Origin of the sequence: Geomicrobium sp. JCM 19037, assembly GCF_000698105.1 — a bacterium.
Classification (GTDB): Bacteria; Bacillota; Bacilli; order Bacillales; family Marinococcaceae; genus Geomicrobium_A.
The window spans coordinates 21445-41544 of the sequence record NZ_BAWZ01000010.1; the positions used below are offsets into that span (position 1 = coordinate 21445).

The window sequence follows — 20100 nt, forward strand, 5'->3', positions numbered from 1 at the left end:
ATAAGGAATGGGACTACCGTTAGAGAACGATTGGTGCGATGTTGTTGGCGATGAATTTGAGGAACCTTATTATCAACAACTCCGGACATTTTTGAAAGAAGAATATGAAACAAAGAAGATCTATCCATCGATGTATGACTTGTTTAATGCACTACATATAACGTCATTTGCGAATACGAAAGTAGTCATTCTCGGGCAAGATCCGTATCACGGCCCGGGGCAAGCTCATGGGTTGAGCTTCTCTGTCCAACCGGGTGTTTCCATTCCACCGTCTCTACGAAATATCTTTAAGGAATTAGAAAGTGATCTTGGTTGCCCCGCACCTGAGAATGGTAATCTCACGTCTTGGGCGGAACAAGGTGTGCTGTTATTGAATACGGTTCTATCGGTACAGGAAGGGACCCTGCTTCTCATCAAACAAAGGTTGGGAGCGGTTTACCGATCAAGTCATTCGTAGTCTAAATCAAAAGGAAGACCCGGTCGTCTTCTTGCTTTGGGGAAAGCATGCAGCTGCCAAAGCACAGATGGTTGACGAAAAACATTGCATCATTACAACGTCACACCCTAGTCCGTTTGCGGCACATCGAGGTTTCTTTGGTAGTCGGCCATTTTCACAGGCAAACGAATTTCTCCGTTCCAATGGAATCAAAGAAGTTCGATGGTGTCTGCAGAAAGCTGACCAATAACGATGCCTGTGGATAAGTTGTGGATAAAGAAGGTTGGGTTTCTGCTCGTTGCATTTATCGTAGGTATTGTGTTTCAAACGATGGGTGTGCCTGCTGGTTGGTTGTTAGGGGCTTTACTAACGGGCATTTTTTATGGGCTATTCATTGAGACGTATAATTTTAAAGGATGGCCGTTTGCCCTTGCCCTCGCGCTTGTTGGGGCAAACATCGGAATCATTATGGAAGCCGAGCTTTTTGTGCATTTGCACCAGTATTTTTTTCCGCTACTCGTGACGCTTATGATTACACTTTTTGGTGGTCTTGGTTTTGGTCTGTTGCTTAACAAATGGACGGGATTAGACCGAACGACGGCGTTTTTTTGCACCGTTCCCGGAGGTGCATCGGAAGTGATTGCCCTTTCCGCGCATTACGGAGCAGATGAGCGAGTCGTCGCTGCTTTTCATACAGCGCGGATTACGATGTTTGTGCTTCTTATCCCGTTTGGGTCGGTATGTTTTATGGGCAAGGAAGTCAAGAGACATTTACAGAAGCGTCCACGCAACTGCAGCCGAATCAACTATTCTTCTTTGCGGTAGTGATTAGTATTGCCTTTCTGCTGCATCGACTGTTTACATTCCCAGGCGCAATGCTCATTTATTCAATCGTAGTCGGTTTTTTGCTCAGTCAATTTGTGTTTGATTTAGGCACTTTACCGAACTATGTTGCAGGAGTCGGACAAGTATTGATCGGAGCGATGGTAGGCATACGTTTTGAGCGATCAACGGTGAAGCGGCTATCCTCCATTGGCGTGCCCAGTTTGAAGATTCTAGCGATGTATGTAGGGATGGCTCTTTTCGTCGCGTTGCTATTTTTTATGATGACCCCGCTAAATTACGTAACAAGTCTGTTAAGTACCGTCCCAGCCGGTGCACCGGAAATGTCTTCTACCGCCTTTGCTTTGAAGCTAGAGCCTTCTTTAGTTGCGAGCCTGCATATCATTCGGATGGTCAGTATTTTTCTCGTTTTACCTCTGTTCTTGCGACTGATTTTACAGAAGTCGTAACAAAACTGTCATGTAAGAAGGGTTTATCTGAATGAGGGATGGGGAAAACCTTTACTACTTGGAGGTGAAGGCCGATGATTATTATCGGTGATTTGCAGATAATGGCACAGCGCTATACAGACGTAGAAGAGGCGCGAAAGGATTTTAAACAGGACGAAGTCATCGTACGTGACACAGAAGATAATTATTGGATCATAGATTCCGAGAACTTCGAGAAGATTGAAGCCTACGGGTACGAGAAAATTGACGAGAAGAAATAACAAAATGAGGGCGGTGTTCTTTTAAGAGCACCGCCCTTTTTAACGATCTGAAACGTCATTCAACCATACAAACCGCCTATAATATGGTATGCTAACACTTAATGAAAAAAAGGAGCTGGTGGTATGTCTTCAACAACTTCATTACAATGGGATCTTACAACGATATTTTCAGGTGGAGATGCAACATCAGGACAATTTCAAGAACATGTCAATAAATTGGAAAAGTCAATTAACGACCTTAGTTCAGATGTGAACGATGGTGTATTAACATCGATGTCTTTTAGCGATTATTTTCTAACATTTCAGCGATTAACGGCTGAAGTGCAAGAAGCAAGTGCGTTTATTTCTTGTTTACTTAGCGATGATACGAGAGATCAAGAAGCGAAAAAATGGAAGATGGTGACTGTCCAGCTCGGCTCTAGACTTAAAGCAATGGAAGCCGACTTTGAGCATTTTCTTGCGTCTTTAGAAGATGAAGAGTGGCGAGACCTCGTACAAAAGCCAGAACTAGACGGCTTAACGTTTCCTATGGAAGAGCGTCGTGAACGTGCGAAAGGGAAGATGGACAAGCAGCTCGAGCAGCTAGCTGAATCACTAAGTAAAGATGGTTACCACGGATGGAATGATATGTATTCAACGCTGATTGGTCATATTCGCGTGACCGTTGATGGTGAGACGCTATCTGTAGGCCAAGCCAATACGAAACTTGGAAGCAGTGATCGAGAAGAGCGGGAAAAATGGTCACAAGCACTCCGAAAAGAGTGGGAAAAGTATGAAGATGTATTTGCAGAAACGTTAAACCACCTAGGTGGCTTCCGCTTATCGCTTTATGAAGGCAGAGGCTGGTCCGATCCATTGCATGAACCGTTATTAATTAATCGTATGAGCGAAGAGACACTGGATAGTATGTGGAGTGCAATTGAAGATGTGAAACCAGCGCTCGTAAAGTTTTTGGAGCGCAAGAAACAAATGCTTGGCATAGAAGAAATGAAGATGCATGACGTGTCGGCGCCGATGGGTACAACGGTGTCTAGCGAGACACCGTTTAGCACAGCCATTGATCAAATTGAACGTCATTTCAGAAAGCTAAGCCCGATTATGGCCGACTTTGCAAGAGAATCGGCAGAGAAGCGCTGGATCGAGCTGAGGATCGTGATTTCAAAGGAGCTGGAGGGTTTTGTACGAGTTTCCCGATCTCCAATCAAAGCCGTGTGTTCATGACGTATAACGGCACCCCAAGTTCTGTACAAACACTCGCTCATGAACTCGGTCATGCGTATCATCAACGGGCGATGGGAGACATGCCTTACTTCTCGACCAGATATAGCATGAGCGTTGCTGAAACAGCTTCCACATTGGCCGAGCAGCTCGTCGCAGACGCAGCCGTTCAAGAAGCTGCCTCCGAAGAAGAGCGGATCGCTTTGTTGGACACGAAGATCAATCGCTCTGCCGCATTTTTCATGAATATTCATGCTCGCTTCCTCTTTGAAAAGCGCTTCTATGAACGTAGAAAAACCGAGTGGTTGTCAGCAGGCGCACTGAAAGAACTCATGGTAGAAGCGCAAAAAGAAGCATATCATGATCAGCTTTCTGAGTATGATCCGTATTTCTGGGCTTCAAAGATGCACTTCTTTATTACACGTGTGCCATTTTATAACTTCCCGTACACGTTTGGCTATTTGTTTAGCCTCGGCATTCTTGAACATGCGAAATCAGCCGGTTCAGAATTTGAGAGTGCGTATATTGACTTGCTAAAAGATACGGCAAGTATGTCTGTTGAAGACTTGTCGAGAAAGCATTTGAGCAAAGACTTGACCGATAAACAATTTTGGCTCGATGCTGCGCAACCGATCGTAGAAGATATTGAGCAGTTTTTGAAATTGACAGAAGCATAATGACCGACGATTTGCACCCTAAAGCGATGGCTTAGGGTGTTTTTTTAATGGAAGAAACGTTCAGAAACGATTAGCGGATGAGGAGATTGTGGTAAACTAGCGGTAGATTAAATGAAAGGACGATGATTGTTGAGTATACCGATGAAAACGGTGATTGAGCAGATTCGAAAAGAGACTGAACGTCTAGCACAGGCCGAACAAGCTGGAGATCATCGGAACCTAGAAAAACACGCACATACGATTCGGGCTTATTGTGAACTGATTGAAGGTATAGATGATTGGGACAAAAAGGTTTCAGCACCCGTTGTTAAGGAAACAACTGAGGTACAAAGAGCAACGATGCCAACCGTACAATCAACACCACGAAAACAAGAAGAAGGAAGTCTACTCGACTTTTAGGAGGAAGGATTGTTCTACGTGAAACATACATGGATTGCTGTCGGTGCGCTGTTTGCTGCACTCGCTGTTGCAATTGGCGCATTTGGCGCTCACGGCTTGGAAGGGATCGTAAGTAGCAGTATGCTTGAGAACTACGAGACAGGCGTGCAATATCATATGTTCCATGCGTTAGGCATTATCGCCGTCGGTCTGTTTGCAACACATCAAGGGGTGAATGGTAGACTTCAAGCGGCGGCTCTTTTCATGAGCGTAGGGATTGTGATCTTCTCTGGCAGTTTGTACGTCATGGCGCTTACAAACATGACGTGGCTCGGAGCCATTACGCCAATTGGTGGCGTATCTTTTATTGCCGGTTGGGTCTTTCTACTCGTCGCAGCGTTGAAAAGATAAAAAAGGCAGGGGGCATCGAGCCTCCTGCCTTTACTATTAACCAAATATAGCAATGACACCAAAATGAATCAATGCTCCGTAAACAATCGACCAAAGAATGAGGCTAATGGTCATCCAAAGTGTTAGATATGCACGATTTGCCCCAAACGAGCACGCAAGTGCGGCGGTCAAATGACTGCTCAGCAACCCTGTACCAATGATGGCTAATCCTGGTAAGCCAAAGCGATCCCAATATTTTCTTGCTCGCTGCGATTGCTTAGAGAACATGTTTGATTGCTCTTCTTCAATTGCGTATTCTTCCGGCGCGTCTTCAACACTAGGCTCGGCATCTACAATTTCTTCAGCTGCGTCTTCAACGACTTCTGGTTTTGGTTTTTCGCGATTTTTGATCTTTGCTCGAATCTTGTCGATGAGCAAAATGAGCAAAAAGACGGTAAGCCAATTTCCGATGATGGCAGCTGTAATCGTCAATGTCGAACTAATGTCAGAAAAGAAGACAATGCCTACGGGAATCGCCGTCATATATTCCAAAAACGGAACGGCGGCGATAATAAGCACGATGAGAAAATAAATGATGGTATCCAAAACGACAACCCTGCTTTCTTACTTATGTTCCACTCTTCCGAGCAGTAGTGCGATAATAACACCGACGAAAAAGGCGACAATTGATGTGAATGCAGCCGCGAAATCAAGTGGGATGCCTGGGAAGATAATAATCCCTGAACCTGCAACCATTCCGATTACAACTGCGTACGTTCCAACTGGAAAGCGTTGGAGGAAAAAGTGCACGATTTTACTCGTAATAAGCACCCCAACCCCAATCCCGGCAATAAGTGTGATTAGTACAGGGAAATGCAAGTTCGAAAGTGCGTCAATGATCGTGCGATAGTAGCCTGTAATTAAAAGAATAAATGAACCACTAATGCTGGAGGAGCATTGCGGAACTCGCAACCCAACCGGCAAAAAAGATGGCAACATAATCGCCGGTCGTAATGCTCGGTAACATGCTATCTGCTTCCTCGCTATGGACGCCTTGCCACAAACCAAACGCAATAATGATGGCGAAGGATAAAGCGAGAATCACGTAATGTTTTGAGCTAAATGTTTGTTTCATTCGAACGCGCTTTACTAAAAAGGGTAGCACGCCAAGAATTAACCCTAAAAATAAGTAAAACAGCTGTGCTGTATAATGCTCAAAGAGAAAATCAATGAGGTTTGCTATGGAAAATACGGCAATAAAAATACCGATGACAAGTGGTGCAAGGAACAGAATGGACTGTTTCCACTTTCGCGTAGATAATCCGTTAATTGAAGCAATTAATTGCTCGTAGATGCCGAGAACGACGGCGATTGTTCCACTGCTCACTCCGGGCACAACTTCGGTTGTTCCATAATGAAGCCTCGCCATAAGTTATGATAATCAAGCTTGCCCATAAAAGCCCCCTACAATGTACAAACTGTATCTTGCTTCTCAGTTATACCATGTGAAATTTAAAAAATCTATCGATTTGAGACGAGAAAAAGACAGCAGCTAAAAGCCGCTGTCCCGTTACGATTAACAAGAGCATTATTGATTAAAATACTGTGCGTTTAATTCGATGTATTGAGCTTCCTCTTCTGGTACTTCATCATCTGGGTAGATGGCTTCAACCGGGCAGACTGGTTCGCACGCTCCACAATCTATGCAAATATCAGGATCAATGTAGAACATGTCTTTCCCTTCTTCGATACAATCGACAGGGCACACTTCTACACAAGAACCATTTTTTTCCTCTTTGCAAGCAGACGTAATAACAAATGGCATGTCGTCTCTCACCTCCCTATTAGAATCATGATAACGAACGATGATATATCGTTTAAAGGGCTGTCCAAAAATTAATGAGCCAGACCCGACGTTGATCAGTTACTCACATGATTGTATCATATTCCTCCATGAACAGCACACAGGGGAACTTCATGAATTATATTTTTTACCCCCATATCCTTCTTCATACTCTTTTCGTTTACGTAGATGAAAAAGAAGTTGTTGAAGGAGGAAAAAAGATGCAGCATGTTCCTTATGTAATTGAACAGACGGCTAGGGGAGAGCGCTCCTATGATATTTATTCACGGTTGTTGAAAGACCGAATTATTTTTATCGGTACGGAAATCCACGACCAACTCGCCAATTCCGTAGTCGCTCAATTGTTATTTTTAGCGTCAGAAGATGAGAACAAAGACATTCACTTGTATATTCAATCTCCTGGAGGTTCGATCTCGGCAGGGTTTGCGATTATTGATACAATGAATGTAATTAAACCAGAGGTAAACACGCTTTGCACAGGTATGGCGGCATCAATGGGTGCACACATCTTAGCTATGGGGGCAAAGGGAAAAAGGAGAGCCTTACCCAATGCGGAAGTGATGATTCATCAGCCTTCTGGAGGTTCTAAAGGACCTGCAGCTGATATGTTGATTTACGCAGACCGGATTCAAAAACAAAGAGAAGTGATCAAGAAACAACTCGCTGAAAAAACCGGTCAATCAGAAGAGCAAATTGGAAAAGATATTGACCGTGATTATTTTATGAGTGCAAAGGAAGCGTTGAATTACGGAATCATTGACGAAATTTTAACGTAAGGAGGAGACGAGTTGGACGACTGGAACGAAACATACGATGCGCTCATTCGTTATTGTCGCTATTTGAGCAAGGAGGATGGGTACGATCTTGCTCACGATGCGTTTTTAAAAGCCGCCACTTCCTCGAAACGAGAAGTAAACAAAACGTATATGAAAAAAGCCGCTCGCTCTGTGTGGGTCGATCAATGGCGCAAAGCCCAAGAGAAATAGCGAATATTTCAAATGAGAAAATCACCGACCAACGAGACGATCATACACTCATTCTCGTCACTGAGTGGCTTGTGCAACACCTGACAAACAAGCAGTTAGTCGTATTTGTACTGCGCTTTGGCTTTTGCTTAAAAATAAAAGAAATTGCTGACCACTTGAATGTCCCTGAAACGACTATAAAAGCGTTGCTACAGCGGGCTAGAGCACATACGGGGACGTTTCAAGAGCAAGATGAGCACGGCATTCATGTTCCTGTTGGCACGAAAAGAGCAAAGCGCGCCCAACAGCTGGCGTATATGATTAGAACGGGACAATTGCAAGCACTGTCGAGCATCTTTGACTATGAAGACCGAGGCGAACTGCTTTCGGTCTTTTTTATGTGCGTACTTCTTCATGTTGAAATTGCAAAGCATGCAAATGTTCATATACGCCTTTTTCAAGAAGCAGTTGTTCGTGTGTACCTGATTCAACGACTTCTCCGTCTTCCATGACAACAATATGGTCCGCATGTTGAATGGTTGATAACCGGTGCGCAATGACGAGCGCTGTCCGGTGATTGAGCAATCTTGAAAGCCCAGATTGGATCGCTTTCTCAGAAGCTGTGTCTAAAGCTGAAGTTGCCTCATCAAGCAGAATGATCTTAGGGTCTTTCAATATTGCCCGGGCAATACTGATCCTTTGTTTCTGTCCACCTGATAGCTTCACCCCGCGTTCCCCAATCTCTGCTTCATACCCATTTTTAAACTCGGAGATAAACCCGTCAGCATTAGCGATCATCGCTGCTTGTTGAATATCTTTGAATGATCGATCGGGTTGTCCGTAAGCGATGTTTTCGGCGATCGTTCCATTAAAAAGAAAAATGTCTTGGGAGACAACAGCAATTTGTGACCGCAAAGAGGAAATGTCCACATCTTTAATGTTTGTTCCATCAATGATAATATCTCCGTGGTCAGGTGAGTAAAATCGGCTAATGAGCTGAGTGACCGTCGTCTTGCCTGATCCTGAAGCACCTACGAGCGCTGTTGTTTTTCCGCCTTCGAGTGTGAAATTCACATCGTGAACGGCACGCTTCTCATTTGTGTATGAAAAAGACACTTGTCGAAATGTAACTTCTCCGTCGGTAATTTCAAGGCAGGGGCATTTTCTTTGGAAACGATCGCTGGTTTTGTGCTGAGCACTGCTTGGATGCGGTCATAAGCCGCTGCGGCTTGCTGAATCGTGTTCATAAGCCGACTTACCCGACGAATCGGGTTTTGTAGCAATCGCAAGTAAAGTAAAAATGTCGCGATCATCCCGACGGTCATCTCACCTGCCATCGTCTGCCAGGCCCCGACCGCAATAACAATCGCCAAACCTAAATAGTTGATCGCATTCACAAGAGGTCCGAACAGAGAAAAGTTTTTGGCCGCTTGTACATTTGCAGACCGGTTTTGCTCATTGCGTTTCAGAAATTTATTCATCTCAAACCGTTCCGCAGCAAAGGACTTCACAAGTCGGATGCCAGAAAAGGTGTCTTGTAGATGGTTGTTCATCTCTCCGATACTCGCCTGTACTTGCCCGTACGCCTTGCGCATACGCTTTGAGAATTTTCTCGTCACATAAAAGAGTAGGGGGAAGGTGAGCAATACGAACAACGCTAGCTGCCAGTTTACATAGAACATATAAATGCTGATTGCAAAGAAAATGAAGATGTCAGTAATTAAACTTAGTAAGCCAGAAGATAATAATTGTTGCAGCATATTGACGTCGTTCGTCATGCGCGACATTAGGTCACCTGTTCGTGTCCGGTCAAAGTAAGCGACGTCTGATTGTTGAAGGTGTTCATACAAATCATTTCGCAAGTCATAAAGCGCAGATTGTCCGACCCTTGCCATAAAAAAACTGCCGATAAATTGAAATAAAATTAAGAAGGCCGCACCTGCGACGACAGCGAAAAAAACCGAAACGAGTAAAGAAATGGATGCCTCGGGTATGACGACGTCGATCGTATATTGAACCGCTTGGGGAATGAAAAATTCAATCATCGCGACGAGAAAAACGGCTACGATCGCAACGGAGACGAGCTTCCAATGGGGCCTAATTCTACGAATTAAATCTTTGAGCATATGTTTGATCTGCTGTTTTGGTGGCTCTTCACTTTGCGAGTGTCGCTGTGATGAACTTGTGCCCATAGTACACCTCCCAAGCATTAGTATTTACGTTACGTTTATGAAATAAAGACTATCGGATTGATTTTTAGCTGTCAAAAATTGTGTTCTATACGAGTGTTGTTCATTTATTTCCACTCCAAACACTTTAGCACCATCGTCGGTGAAGGGAGACGATGGTGCTAAAGTGTAGCTTTTTGTCGAAAGTGAGCACATCGTTGTCGAAAGAGTGCATATCATTGTCGAAAGTGAGCACCGTCTACGTCGAATTTCTTTTATTCAGACCCCCTGTATGTAAGCAAACGACTTTCTGGAGTCGAACATATAATATGGATGCCCATCCCGTTGTTGATTATCTCTGGCAGCTTCTGTTTTTGCATGATAATGTAACGACTCACCATAATTTGGAAAATAAAAACCCCAAAAGTTTGTTTATGCTACTAACTTTTGGGGTGTAGTCGCCTAGTCGTCCGGTTATCTTGGGCTTTGTGAAGCAATTTGACCACCGCTATATGGATAGGCGTATTCTGGCTGTTCATTAAACACAATATAGTCTAGATAAACCATAAGAAGTAAATAATATTGGCCAGTTTCACTGTCACTTATAATGATGTGATCGCGACCTGCTTCTTCTAGTTGGCCAACAAATACTTGCGTTTGCTGATTGCCACCGCTGCCAAATGTCATGTAGATAGTCACTTCTTTACCAAAGTTCAATCGCAAAATATTTTCAATATACGATTGTTCAATCGGTAGCATGGAGCCTTCAGGGCTCGGAACATTCAATTGAGGCTGTTGCCTCTGTTGTGATGATGCTGGTTGTTGAGGATATTGCGGGTAGTGCCCATACCAAGGATTCATGTACATGTCGTCGACCCCTTTCAAATTGGATGGTTAGTACACTTGTGGACATTCAGAATAAGTAGGGTTGTAAAAGCAGTGTGCTTTAAATTGCCCTGACAACGGCTGCCCAAACCACTCACCTGGGCAAGGAGCGTCAGGCCTAAAAAACCAAAGCGCACGTTCACCAGGATGGAATTGTTCACCGCGTATGAGACGACGAGCGAGTTCAACGTCTTGGTCTCTGGCCCGTTGATAAAAATATGGTTTTTGTACTGCTTCAAAACCTCCAGGAGACTGATAGACCATCTGTTGAATGTTACGGATGTTTGTGAAATCGGAACAGTCATACCGCGTCCGGTTTACCATCACATTGCCGCATTGAGCATGCCGAGCTTCCCTTCGCCTTCCGCCTCTGCGCGTATGAGACGAGCAAGTGTCTGAATGTCCTCTTCTGTTGCAGCAACAACCGCCATAAGCGCACCTCCCAAACATACTTATACAGTCTATGAACCGATGTTCGAATTATGCGTATTCAAAGCAAAAAAGCACTCTCCCTATAGTAGTTAGGAGAGTGCTTCTGTTCTTGCGTTAAGATTTACTACTTACTTCTTCACGTGCAACGACAGCGGCGCTTACCATTTCTTTTAGTGCAGCAATCGTTTCTTCTTCGCTACGGGTCTTCAACCCACAATCTGGATTTACCCAGAATAGGTCAGCCGGTAACACGCTGAGGCGCGGTGAATGACATGGAGCATCTCCTCTTTTGCAGGAACGCGTGGGCTATGGATATCATAAACACCAAGCCCGATGCCTTTATCATACACGTTGTCTTCAAACGTGCTAAGAATGTCACCTTGGCTTCTAGACGTTTCAATGGAGATCACGTCTGCATCCAAGGCTGAAATCGCATCAATGATGTCTTGAAATTCACTATAGCACATGTGCGTATGCACTTGCGTCGTATCTTTTACATAAGAAGAGCTCAGTCTAAAGGCGTGTACCGCCCAGTCAAGGTAGGACTGCCAATCGTCTCGTTTAAGCGGCAACCCTTCACGAAGAGCAGGCTCATCAATTTGGATCATTTCAATACCCGCCTCTTCCAATGCCGCAACTTCTGCGCGAATCGCTTCAGCAATTTGGAAGGCGACTTGGCGCTTCGGTAAGTCGTCTCGTTCAAAAGACCAATTTAAAATGGTAACTGGCCCTGTGAGCATGCCTTTTACCGGTAATTTCGTTAGCGATTGCGCATAGACCGTTTCTTCGACCGTCATTGGCGACTTAAAAGCAACATCTCCATAAATGATTGGAGGTTTTACGCCTCTCGACCCGTATGATTGAACCCATGCGTGCTTCGTAAAGGCAAAACCGTCTAAACGCTCACCGAAAAATTCAACCATGTCGTTTCTTTCAAATTCTCCGTGAACGAGCACATCGAGACCAATGTCTTCTTGGTGTTGAATCCATGTACGGATGTGCGCTTCAATTTGTTCAGTATACGCTTCTTGTGATAAATTTCCCTTCTTTAACTGCGCGCGCAGGCGACGTACTTCTTTTGTTTGTGGGAACGAGCCGATGGTTGTTGTCGGTAAGATCGGTAAATCCCATTTCTCCAATTGTTTTTGGCGACGATCTTCATAAGAGAGTGGTCGCTTCACTTCTTCAAAAGGTGCGGTATCAGGTTGTTCTTTTCTCCAGCCTGTTGCTTCTAAATCTTTGAACAACTGTTCGTTTTCTTGGATGGCGGTACGGTCTCCATCTTCTTTGCTTTCCAACAGCTTTTTGAGCGTAACAACTTCGAGCAATTTCTCATCAGCAAAAGAAAGGGCGCGTTTAAGTGTTGGGTCCAATTCTGTTTCGTTTTTCACCGTAACAGGTGTGTGAAGTAAACTGGCTGAAGGTTGAACCCAAAGCTTGGAATGATCAGCGACGGAGCGTTCCAATTGTTGAAGCAAGGTGAGCTTATCAATGACTTTTGCCTTCCAAATGTTGCGACCATCGATCACGCCGGCGGCAAGCACCTTGTCGCCAGGGAACCCTTTCGTCTCAACAGCGTGTAGGTTTTTGCCTCCATCATGGACAAAGTCGAGGCCAATGCCGGCAACAGGTAATTCGACAATCGTCTCATAAGCATCAACCGCGTCGAAATACGTTTGCAACAAAATATTTAGCTCGGGCACGTCGCTTCTAAGTGTTTCGTATGCTTGTTGAATGAGTGCTAACTCATCTTCAGATACGTCACCCGTGAGAAGGCTCATCGATTTGAACCCATAGTACCCCAACGTCAGCAAGTTCTTTCAGAACTTGACTGTAAAGAGGAGTAAGTTGTTGTAGCCAGTCACCAAATTGTGCAGTTTCGTAATGTTTTGCCAATTTAAGAAAAGAGTATGGACCAACAAGCACAGGCTTTCCTTCAATGCCAAGCTCTTCCTTTGCTTCCTTGTATAAAGCAAGTGGGCGATTATCGGTTAATGAAGGAGTTAAGCCTTCAAGTTCAGGAACGATATAGTGATAGTTTGTGTTGTACCATTTTGTCATTTCACAAGCAGGTACATCTTGGCTACCTCTTGCCATTGAGAAATACGTATCAAGAGGAACTTGACCAGAGATCTTGCCGTAACGTTCAGGAATAAGCCCAAACATGACCGCCATGTCCAGCATATGGTCATAATAAGTAAAGTCACCGACAGGAATGACGTCGATGCCACTTGCTTGTTGCTTTTTCAAATGGTTCAGACGAATGTCCTTCATTTCTTTGTGAAGCTCATCTTCTGTTGTCTGTTTTGCCCAATAAGCTTCTAGCGCTTTTTTCCACTCTCGTTGCTCTCCAATTCTTGGATAACCTAATGTTGAAGTTGTCACAAGATCTGCCTCCTATCCTTGTAAAGAAAATAACAGTACAAACAAATTGAAATTTTCCTTCTATCTTTAGCGTACTGCACTATTAAAAAGAATGAAAGGATATTTTTGTTCAATTTCCTAACAAAAATATCCTTTTTATGGTTGTTTAGTTTTTCGGTGTGAAGAAGAAGTCAATCTCCTCAAGGGGTAAAACGTTTCCAACATAAAACGATCCGAACTCAGCAAATCGTGCAGAAACTTCGTCAAATCTCATTTCATAAACGAGCTTCTTAAACTGAAGGACGTCATGAGCAAAGAGTGTAACTCCCCATTCCCAATCATCAAAGCCGACAGAACCTGTAATGACTTGTTTGACAATGCCAGAATATTGACGGCCAATCATTCCGTGGGAGTACATCATTTGTCCGCGCTCTTTTGCGGGGAGCATGTACCAATTATCATCGCCGTCGCGCTTTTTATCCATTGGATAAAAGCAAATGTGCTCCCATTTAGGTAGAATTGGGAAGACTCGTTCACGAATACTAGGATCTTCTAGGGGATCACCGTCTCCACGGTACATATATTTCCCTAGCTCTACGACCGAAACATAAGAGTACGAGGGTATCGTAAACTCCGAGAAGCGAGTTTGATTAAAGGCATTTTCAATTTCGTTTAGCTCTTTCATCGTCGGACGAAGGAGCATAAACATCAAGTCTGCTTTCTGACCGACAATCGAGTAGACGGCGTAACTGCCTCTTCGCGTTGTTCATTGTCAATCCAGTCTTCGACCATGTCTTTAAACTCGGTAATGATCTGTTGACGTTCATCCTCTGGGAGCCGTTTTAGTGCTGCCCAATCAATGGTTCTAAAATCGTGCAAGCTATACCAACCATCAATCGTTTCTGCTGGTTCGCCCATAGTTGAATGCTCCTTTCTGTTACCATACATGTTCTTCCCAATCATAGCATAAGCAACCGAGCGTTTTAAAATGTAAGCATTCCTTTCACAAAGCCGTCAAAAACGCCTCGACCAGATGGCTAGGTAGAAGCAAGCTCAAGTAGAAAAAACACCGGTGCAAGAAGACAGGCACCGGTGTTTTTAGATTATTTTTTTATAAATTGTTGGATTGCAGCCATGTGTTCTCGTGTTTTGCCAGCGACCGTTTGTGCGGTTACTTCTTGTTCAAGCACGTGAGGTAACGATGATTCAAAACTTTCTTTCATGTTCCGTTTCATCATTCCGTATGCGGTAATGGGGACTTCGGTAAGCTGACGAGCAAAGTCATCAGGGTACCCATCTGGTTCACAAGGTTGATGCGATAGGCTTCTTCAGCGGAAATCGTCCCGCCAAGAGCAAGTTCCATTGCCTTTGTTTGACCGACAAGTCGAGGTAAGAAATAGGAGGCTCCGGCATCTGGAACGAGGCCAATCCGAATGAAGCTAAGTGCAAGTTTGGCTTCTGGTGCTGCGACCCGGAAATCACAGGCTAGCGCAATGCTCAGACCTGCGCCTACTGCGATGCCATTAAGATATGCGATTGTTGGTTTGTTCATTCCTGCGATTGTTAGGATGAGACGGTTATACGTATCACGCAAGCTATGTCCGTAGTTAAAATCATCATGGTTTTCTAAAGGTACGCTTTTTAGGTCTGCACCTGCAGAAAACGAGCCTTCACTTCCTTGAAGGACAATGACGGCTACTTGATGGTCACGGTCAGCTTCCTTAAAAGCAGCAAACAACTCTGCATGCATGTCATTGTTCAGTGCGTTTTTCACGTGAGGGCGGTGAAGCGTAATGGTGGCGATTTTTTCAGCTACTTCATAACGAATCGTGTTTTGTGCAAGAGTCACTAGTAAAACCTCCAGAATTTTCATTGTCTTCTGTAGTCTAACACAAAGTGAATGAATACTCATTCGTTTTGTGACGACAAAGACGCATCGTTAAAACAAAAAAACCTTAACATAGGTCAAGGCTCTAATATCTTGCGATTACGCTTTTCTACGAGTTCTAAGCGATCGTTGAACAGATGTCGTTCTGACTCGGTTAATTGCCCATTTTCTAAAGTAATCCCTCGCTGTTCAAATACGCGTTCGATGCGGCTAATGCTATCGTTCACTGTCATCGGCTTTCCATATAAATCAGAAAGCGAAGCCATCGTTTCCGGACGGATCGTCATCACTTTTTGGTCGGTATACTGTTCGGCTTCATCGTAAAAGTGTTTAATTTGCTCGGCTCGGAGAGAGCCACTGCCTGTAACCGCAATGTAAACTTGTACAGCGATACCGCTTCGTAGACGCCGTTGAGAGATGCCAGCGAATTTTTTGTCGTGGATGCTCAAGTCATAATTTCCCGGGCAATAAGAGCCGACGATTTCCTTTGCTTCAATCTTGCCGGGCGCGTCATCATACATCGCTTCGACGAATTTCCACATTTTGTCATATGTGGCGTCGATCGTTTGACCTTTTTCATCTTTTATAATGAGGGACACATTGAGTACACCTGGATCGAGGTAGACGCTAGGCCGCCTGAGTTGCGAACGATTACGGTATATCCTTTATCTTCAAATCGGGCTTTCGCTCTTTGAATCGTGTGTAATTTGCTGTCTTGAGTGCCGAGCACAATCGTCGGATCATGAACCCACGTATGCAAGATCGGCGGTGAATCCCATATCCCGACAGATTGACAAAACACATCGTCATATGCGAAAGATTGTAACGGATTTTCTTTTTTACCTTCGGTTTCGCGCCGCATCCAGCGCCAATGAGTAGGGTGTTCAATCATCTGTAATCTCCTGTATTATCATTGAAATTCTTTACTCTATTATAGCATAGATCACCGTTTAGACGCCTCGAGAACGGGTATAGAACAGTAATACGTAGAGGAGGATAATTATGAAATCCGGAATGAAACGAATACTCACGATTGCGTTAGTTGTGGTTTTCTTTCAATTCTTCTTTTTAGCAGGATATCAAGCGCTGTTCGCAGAACAAGTGAATTGGGTGTTTTTATCTGTAATGACACTCATTATGTTAGCACTTGTCGGAACGACAGCTCTAACCCACCGACGATTGAAAAGTGAGTGAAGTAGACGATGAAGAAAGCTTTGCAAGCACCTAAGATGAGGGGACGACGGGAGTTGTTTCAGCAAGCCATTTCCCCTGAAGAGCTCTATGAGAACATAGAAATTGTGGAACAAAGTTATGATGAATGTGATGCGAAGCATGTGCGATTTTCTAACGCTTATTTCAAAGGCGTATCTTTTTTTTCCTCGCAGTTTACGCATTCTGAATGGGTCGATTGTGTGTTTGAGAAGTGTGATTTATCCAACGTCGATTTCGCGAACGCGATCTTCCATCGAACAGAATTTATGAATTGCAAAATGTCTGGTGCAACGCTTTCAGATATGGGCATTCAGGATACACGTTTTGTTAATACGCATATGCCGTATGTATCGCTAAGTTTTAGTACATGCAAGCGGGTGCGGTTTGAAGAAGGTTGTGCTCTCTCGAGTGCGGATATTGTTGAAGCTACGTTTCAGTCAGTAGAGCTAGGGGACAGCACGATCGAAGACGTTCAGTTTTCAAACACGAACCTCGGGGGAGTTGACTTCAGTGATTGTCAATTTGAACGATTAACTGTCTCCGAAGGTCAGCTAGCGGGCTGTACTGTATCAGAGACACAAGCGATTGCATTTATTCGTGCCTTCGGGATACATGTGAAAGGATATGAGTAATTCTATGGAGAAAGACAAACGTTTAGCAACCGCAATCGATTTGCGCAATAACAATGAGTTACAAGCTTCTATGAAACAACTGGAACGTTTAGCAAAAGAGTACTCGACCGATGCGAAGGTTCTTTACGAGTGCGCCTCAGGGTACGACCAACTCGGCGAGGAGCGAGCCGCTGCGCCATTTTATGAGCGTTCATTAGAAGGGCAGTTGAATGAGACGGATCGTCGGGGTGCCTATACAGGTCTTGGAAGTACATACCGAACGTTAGGGGAATACGAAAAAGCGAAAGCGGTGCTTGAAAAAGGAATGGATGAATTTCCTGACGACGAAGCGTTAAGAACGTTCCACGCTATTTGTTTATACAATCTTGGAGACAGTGAAAAAGCGGTGGAGCAACTGATTGGCAGTTTATTAAACACGTCAACCGATCCACACATACATATGTATAAAGGCGCGCTTGAGTTTTATCGTCATCGTTTAAATCAAGTATGGGAAGGATAACCCCACATTTGGTATACTAAGGAAAAACAGCAGGAAGGCTGAAAATCCGATGACTGGAAATGAAAGATTAAAAGAAGAGAAAGTGTTTAAAGATCCTGTTCATCGATACATACACGTTCGTGACCAACTCGTTTGGGATCTCATTGGCACAAAGGAGTTTCAACGACTGCGCCGGATTCGACAGCTCGGTACGACATTTTTAACTTTTCATGGCGCGGAACATACGAGGTTTAACCATTCGCTCGGTGTCTACGAAATTATGCGCCGGATGATTGATGTGTTTCACGGACGCAAGCACTGGGATGAAGAAAACCGCTTACTTTGCCTATCCGCGGCACTGTTGCATGACATCGGGCATGGACCCTTCTCTCACTCGTTCGAAAAGGTATTTAAGACCGATCATGAAGAATGGACAAGAGCGATCATTCTCGGAGAAACAGAAGTAAATCGCGTTTTACAACGCATGGGAGAAGACTTCCCAAAAGAAGTAGCCGATGTGATTGAGAAGACGCATCCAAACAAACTCGTTGTGAGCATGATATCCAGTCAGATTGACGCCGATCGGATGGATTATTTGCAAAGAGACGCATTTTATACGGGGGTTAGCTACGGCCATTTTGATATGGAGCGAATTCTGAGGGTGATGCGGCTACAGAAGATCAAGTTGTGATCAAAAGTACAGGTATGCACGCTGTAGAAGACTATATTATGAGTCGCTATCAGATGTATTGGCAAGTCTACTTTCATCCCGTCACCCGTTCGGCTGAAGTGATTTTGAACAAGATATTGCGCAGGGTGAAAGTGCTTTATGATGATGGGTATGATTTTAAACAACAACCTTATCATTTTATACCGTTCTTCTTAAATGACGTCCAAATTCACGACTATTTGCAATTGGACGAGTCTGTCATCTATTACTACTTTCAGATGTGGGAAAACGAATCAGATCATATTCTTTCTGATTTGTGCGGTCGTTTTTTACACCGTCGCCTGTTTCAATATGTCGAGTTCGATCAATCGTTTATCCTTCATGATTGGCCCAAACTCCAAGAGAAGTTTCGACAAATTGGCATTGACCCTGACTATTATTTGGTGATAGATTTTTCATCGGACTTGCCTTACGATTTTTATCGACCTGGAGAAGAGGAAGAGCGGATGCCGATTCACTTGTTAATGGGGGATAAGAAATTACGTGAGCTATCACGTGAATCAGATGTGGTTGAGGCTATATCGGGTAAGAAAAGAACGGATCATAAGCTATATTATCCGGCTGATTTGTTGGACCAGCCTGAATTTGAAGAGGAAAAGCGCGAGATTCTAACAATGTTGCGTGTTTGAGGAGGGATTCATCGTGTTGACAGAACATGTCAATATTATGAAACTGTTGGATATGGCAGAGGAAATTGTGGGGAGAAAGAAGTTCCAGAAAGTTGTCTATATCGGGAAACAGCTAGGCATGCCTTTTCAAGAGAAGTATGGGTTTCATATGTACGGACCTTATTCTGAAGAATTGAGCGTGCGATTGGATGAGCTCAAGCAGTTCGGTTTCGTGTCGGAAGTAAAGGAAGAGAAGGCGGGCTATAGCCAATATCGGTACAAGCTGGCAGAGCGGGAACATCCTTCGTACGCACGTCTTCGTCTTTCAAAGGAAAACAGGAGAAGTCTGTCATTGACGAGATGAATGCTTGTTCGTCGAAATTCCTAGAGTTGACGGCGACGATTCTCTATTTACAACCTGCAGAGCGAGACAGTGTCATTGCCCGTGTACATAAGCTTAAGAAAACGCAAAACTACAGCGAAGAGGATATGAGAGAAGCCTTCCTTTGCATTGAACGCTGGCGCACACTTCTTAAACGCACCTAAGTCGCACGACTGTTTAGACAGCGTCTGCTTGTGATACACTGGGTAGAATAAGGAGTGAACGTACATGGACCTTTTTAATAAAAACATGAACAAGAAACAAGGATCTGGTTTTAATATACTCAGCGGCGATTCGACGGATGGTCATGGTGGCTACGGAGTAGGCGCGCTTAGCCTCGATAATTTAACTCCGGTCATTATTGATCCGATCGATGAGCGTGTTTTTATTGATATGGGCGCCATTCACGCCCGTTCAGAAATTGAAAAGAAAGTAAAGCTTGTCGAAAGCCTCGAGGAGCTAAATGACCCGAAACTGTACTGGATGATTTGGGTGACAACCGCTCTTACCGAAGCCGGAGAGCCGAAGTACAGCGGGATTGGCGCATGTCACTATTACCGTGAAGAAGAAGCCCCAGCAGGAAGCCGATTTAAACGAGCCTATAAAAGCATGCCAGAACATGTGAACAACATGGACAAAGCATTAAAAGGCCGAATCATCGTTGACCAAATGGACGAAAAGAGTTTGTACATGCTGAGGGAATACTTGAAAGGCTTCAGCGAACAGTATTGGAACAACTCAGATGAAAAACTGCACGAAGCTTTAAACGGTGCATAGTTTTGACTGATTTGTGAACAAGAATTCGAACTGGTTGAGATTTTGCAAGATCATGTGTACGCTA

At 44.1% G+C, this 20100-nt stretch carries 24 protein-coding genes and 6 pseudogenes; 18 read left to right on the top strand and 12 right to left on the bottom strand.

All coding sequences use genetic code 11. From position 1 onward, the window contains the following. The first annotated feature begins 7 nt into the window (after nucleotides 1-7). From JCM19037_RS07595 to JCM19037_RS07620, 8 genes and pseudogenes are all read left to right on the top strand, one after another. Nucleotides 8-686 (top strand): annotated as a pseudogene (locus tag JCM19037_RS07595) (uracil-DNA glycosylase). Between the two features lie 2 nt (nucleotides 687-688). Next, nucleotides 689-1261, top strand: coding sequence for an AbrB family transcriptional regulator (locus JCM19037_RS28350; RefSeq protein ID WP_052363661.1), 573 nt, complete (start codon nucleotides 689-691; stop codon nucleotides 1259-1261). Continuing rightward, entirely contained in the window at nucleotides 1261-1728 is a 468-nt protein-coding gene (locus JCM19037_RS28355) for an AbrB family transcriptional regulator (protein ID WP_255357871.1), read from the top strand. The genes JCM19037_RS28350 and JCM19037_RS28355 overlap by 1 nt, the downstream gene beginning before the upstream one ends. 74 nt (nucleotides 1729-1802) lie before the next feature. Continuing rightward, nucleotides 1803-1988 carry a hypothetical protein gene (locus JCM19037_RS07605; protein ID WP_042399607.1) on the top strand — a complete coding sequence of 62 codons (186 nt, stop codon included), beginning with the start codon at nucleotides 1803-1805 and terminating at the stop codon, nucleotides 1986-1988. A 123-nt stretch (nucleotides 1989-2111) separates the two neighbouring features. Next, entirely contained in the window at nucleotides 2112-3209 is a 1098-nt protein-coding gene (locus JCM19037_RS26945; RefSeq protein WP_052363663.1) for a hypothetical protein, read from the top strand. Next, nucleotides 3182-3883, top strand: a complete 702-nt coding sequence (locus tag JCM19037_RS26950; RefSeq protein ID WP_238544610.1) for a M3 family metallopeptidase — start codon at nucleotides 3182-3184, stop codon at nucleotides 3881-3883. Before JCM19037_RS26945 ends, JCM19037_RS26950 begins: the two co-directional genes overlap by 28 nt. Nucleotides 3884-4012: 129 nt before the next feature. Continuing rightward, entirely contained in the window at nucleotides 4013-4282 is a 270-nt protein-coding gene (locus JCM19037_RS07615) for a DUF5327 family protein (protein WP_152548985.1), read from the top strand. An 18-nt stretch (nucleotides 4283-4300) separates the two neighbouring features. Further along, nucleotides 4301-4672 carry a DUF423 domain-containing protein gene (locus JCM19037_RS07620; protein ID WP_042399715.1) on the top strand — a complete coding sequence of 124 codons (372 nt, stop codon included), beginning with the start codon at nucleotides 4301-4303 and terminating at the stop codon, nucleotides 4670-4672. A 36-nt stretch (nucleotides 4673-4708) separates the two neighbouring features. On the opposite strand, the gene JCM19037_RS22365 is transcribed toward JCM19037_RS07620, so the two are convergent. The 4 genes from JCM19037_RS22365 to JCM19037_RS07635 form a co-directional block, all read right to left on the bottom strand. Then, on the bottom strand, nucleotides 4709-5257 hold the full coding sequence (locus JCM19037_RS22365) for a hypothetical protein (RefSeq protein ID WP_052363665.1): 549 nt from the start codon (nucleotides 5255-5257) through the stop codon (nucleotides 4709-4711). 18 nt (nucleotides 5258-5275) lie between these two features. Then, nucleotides 5276-5623, bottom strand: a complete 348-nt coding sequence (locus JCM19037_RS24130) for an undecaprenyl phosphate translocase family protein (protein WP_193744695.1) — start codon at nucleotides 5621-5623, stop codon at nucleotides 5276-5278. Then, the gene (locus tag JCM19037_RS22375) at nucleotides 5592-6038 is read right to left on the bottom strand and encodes an undecaprenyl phosphate translocase family protein (protein WP_193744696.1); all 447 of its coding nucleotides are present in this window, start codon (nucleotides 6036-6038) and stop codon (nucleotides 5592-5594) included. Before JCM19037_RS22375 ends, JCM19037_RS24130 begins: the two co-directional genes overlap by 32 nt. A gap of 201 nt (nucleotides 6039-6239) precedes the next feature. After that, on the bottom strand, nucleotides 6240-6476 hold the full coding sequence (locus tag JCM19037_RS07635) for a ferredoxin family protein (RefSeq protein WP_042358088.1): 237 nt from the start codon (nucleotides 6474-6476) through the stop codon (nucleotides 6240-6242). A 239-nt stretch (nucleotides 6477-6715) separates the two neighbouring features. Here JCM19037_RS07635 and JCM19037_RS07640 point away from each other — a divergent pair, with 239 nt between their 5' ends. From JCM19037_RS07640 to JCM19037_RS24135, 3 genes are read left to right on the top strand one after another with little or no spacing between them, the layout of a single operon-like run. Then, complete coding sequence (locus JCM19037_RS07640; RefSeq protein ID WP_042399721.1) at nucleotides 6716-7291, top strand: ATP-dependent Clp protease proteolytic subunit; 576 nt, start codon at nucleotides 6716-6718, stop codon at nucleotides 7289-7291. 12 nt (nucleotides 7292-7303) lie between these two features. Further along, nucleotides 7304-7501: a hypothetical protein gene (locus tag JCM19037_RS07645; protein WP_042399613.1), complete on the top strand. Its 198-nt coding sequence runs from the start codon at nucleotides 7304-7306 to the stop codon at nucleotides 7499-7501. Then, nucleotides 7477-7992 (top strand): sigma factor-like helix-turn-helix DNA-binding protein, encoded by a 516-nt coding sequence (locus JCM19037_RS24135; protein WP_081829140.1) that lies wholly within the window; start codon nucleotides 7477-7479, stop codon nucleotides 7990-7992. Before JCM19037_RS07645 ends, JCM19037_RS24135 begins: the two co-directional genes overlap by 25 nt. On the opposite strand, the gene JCM19037_RS26955 is transcribed toward JCM19037_RS24135, so the two are convergent. From JCM19037_RS26955 to JCM19037_RS29955, 8 genes and pseudogenes are all read right to left on the bottom strand, one after another. After that, on the bottom strand, nucleotides 7877-8596 hold the full coding sequence (locus JCM19037_RS26955) for an ABC transporter ATP-binding protein (protein WP_238544600.1): 720 nt from the start codon (nucleotides 8594-8596) through the stop codon (nucleotides 7877-7879). The genes JCM19037_RS24135 and JCM19037_RS26955 overlap by 116 nt on opposite strands. Further along, nucleotides 8551-9672 carry an ABC transporter ATP-binding protein gene (locus tag JCM19037_RS26960; protein WP_238544601.1) on the bottom strand — a complete coding sequence of 374 codons (1122 nt, stop codon included), beginning with the start codon at nucleotides 9670-9672 and terminating at the stop codon, nucleotides 8551-8553. Before JCM19037_RS26960 ends, JCM19037_RS26955 begins: the two co-directional genes overlap by 46 nt. Nucleotides 9673-10122: 450 nt before the next feature. Continuing rightward, a complete protein-coding gene (gene gerQ, locus JCM19037_RS07655; RefSeq protein ID WP_042399616.1) occupies nucleotides 10123-10515 on the bottom strand; it encodes a spore coat protein GerQ in 393 nt (130 codons plus the stop codon). 27 nt (nucleotides 10516-10542) lie between these two features. After that, nucleotides 10543-10964 (bottom strand): annotated as a pseudogene (locus JCM19037_RS07660) (cell wall hydrolase). A 115-nt stretch (nucleotides 10965-11079) separates the two neighbouring features. Further along, nucleotides 11080-13350: pseudogene (metE, locus tag JCM19037_RS07665) on the bottom strand (5-methyltetrahydropteroyltriglutamate--homocysteine S-methyltransferase). Between the two features lie 145 nt (nucleotides 13351-13495). After that, nucleotides 13496-14247, bottom strand: a pseudogene (hemQ, locus tag JCM19037_RS07670) (hydrogen peroxide-dependent heme synthase). Nucleotides 14248-14563: 316 nt separating this feature from the next. Further along, nucleotides 14564-15178: an enoyl-CoA hydratase/isomerase family protein gene (locus JCM19037_RS07675; RefSeq protein ID WP_238544602.1), complete on the bottom strand. Its 615-nt coding sequence runs from the start codon at nucleotides 15176-15178 to the stop codon at nucleotides 14564-14566. A 116-nt stretch (nucleotides 15179-15294) separates the two neighbouring features. Next, nucleotides 15295-16109: pseudogene (locus JCM19037_RS29955) on the bottom strand (biotin/lipoate A/B protein ligase family protein). Between the two features lie 110 nt (nucleotides 16110-16219). Between JCM19037_RS29955 and JCM19037_RS07685 the strand changes: the two are divergent. The 7 genes and pseudogenes from JCM19037_RS07685 to JCM19037_RS07710 all read left to right on the top strand — a co-directional run bounded on the left by JCM19037_RS07685 (nucleotide 16220) and on the right by JCM19037_RS07710 (nucleotide 20036). After that, nucleotides 16220-16411, top strand: a complete 192-nt coding sequence (locus JCM19037_RS07685; RefSeq protein ID WP_042399619.1) for a hypothetical protein — start codon at nucleotides 16220-16222, stop codon at nucleotides 16409-16411. Between the two features lie 8 nt (nucleotides 16412-16419). Then, nucleotides 16420-17061, top strand: coding sequence for a pentapeptide repeat-containing protein (locus JCM19037_RS07690; protein WP_081829142.1), 642 nt, complete (start codon nucleotides 16420-16422; stop codon nucleotides 17059-17061). 4 nt (nucleotides 17062-17065) lie between these two features. Beyond that, nucleotides 17066-17560: a tetratricopeptide repeat protein gene (locus tag JCM19037_RS07695; protein ID WP_042399624.1), complete on the top strand. Its 495-nt coding sequence runs from the start codon at nucleotides 17066-17068 to the stop codon at nucleotides 17558-17560. 49 nt (nucleotides 17561-17609) lie between these two features. Then, nucleotides 17610-18898: pseudogene (locus JCM19037_RS07700) on the top strand (HD domain-containing protein). A gap of 13 nt (nucleotides 18899-18911) precedes the next feature. Then, a complete protein-coding gene (locus JCM19037_RS26965) occupies nucleotides 18912-19241 on the top strand; it encodes a YwgA family protein (protein ID WP_238544603.1) in 330 nt (109 codons plus the stop codon). Then, on the top strand, nucleotides 19238-19423 hold the full coding sequence (locus tag JCM19037_RS26970; protein WP_238544604.1) for a hypothetical protein: 186 nt from the start codon (nucleotides 19238-19240) through the stop codon (nucleotides 19421-19423). Before JCM19037_RS26965 ends, JCM19037_RS26970 begins: the two co-directional genes overlap by 4 nt. Nucleotides 19424-19487: 64 nt before the next feature. Continuing rightward, nucleotides 19488-20036 (top strand): YwhD family protein, encoded by a 549-nt coding sequence (locus JCM19037_RS07710; RefSeq protein WP_042399626.1) that lies wholly within the window; start codon nucleotides 19488-19490, stop codon nucleotides 20034-20036. Nucleotides 20037-20100 lie beyond the last annotated feature (64 nt).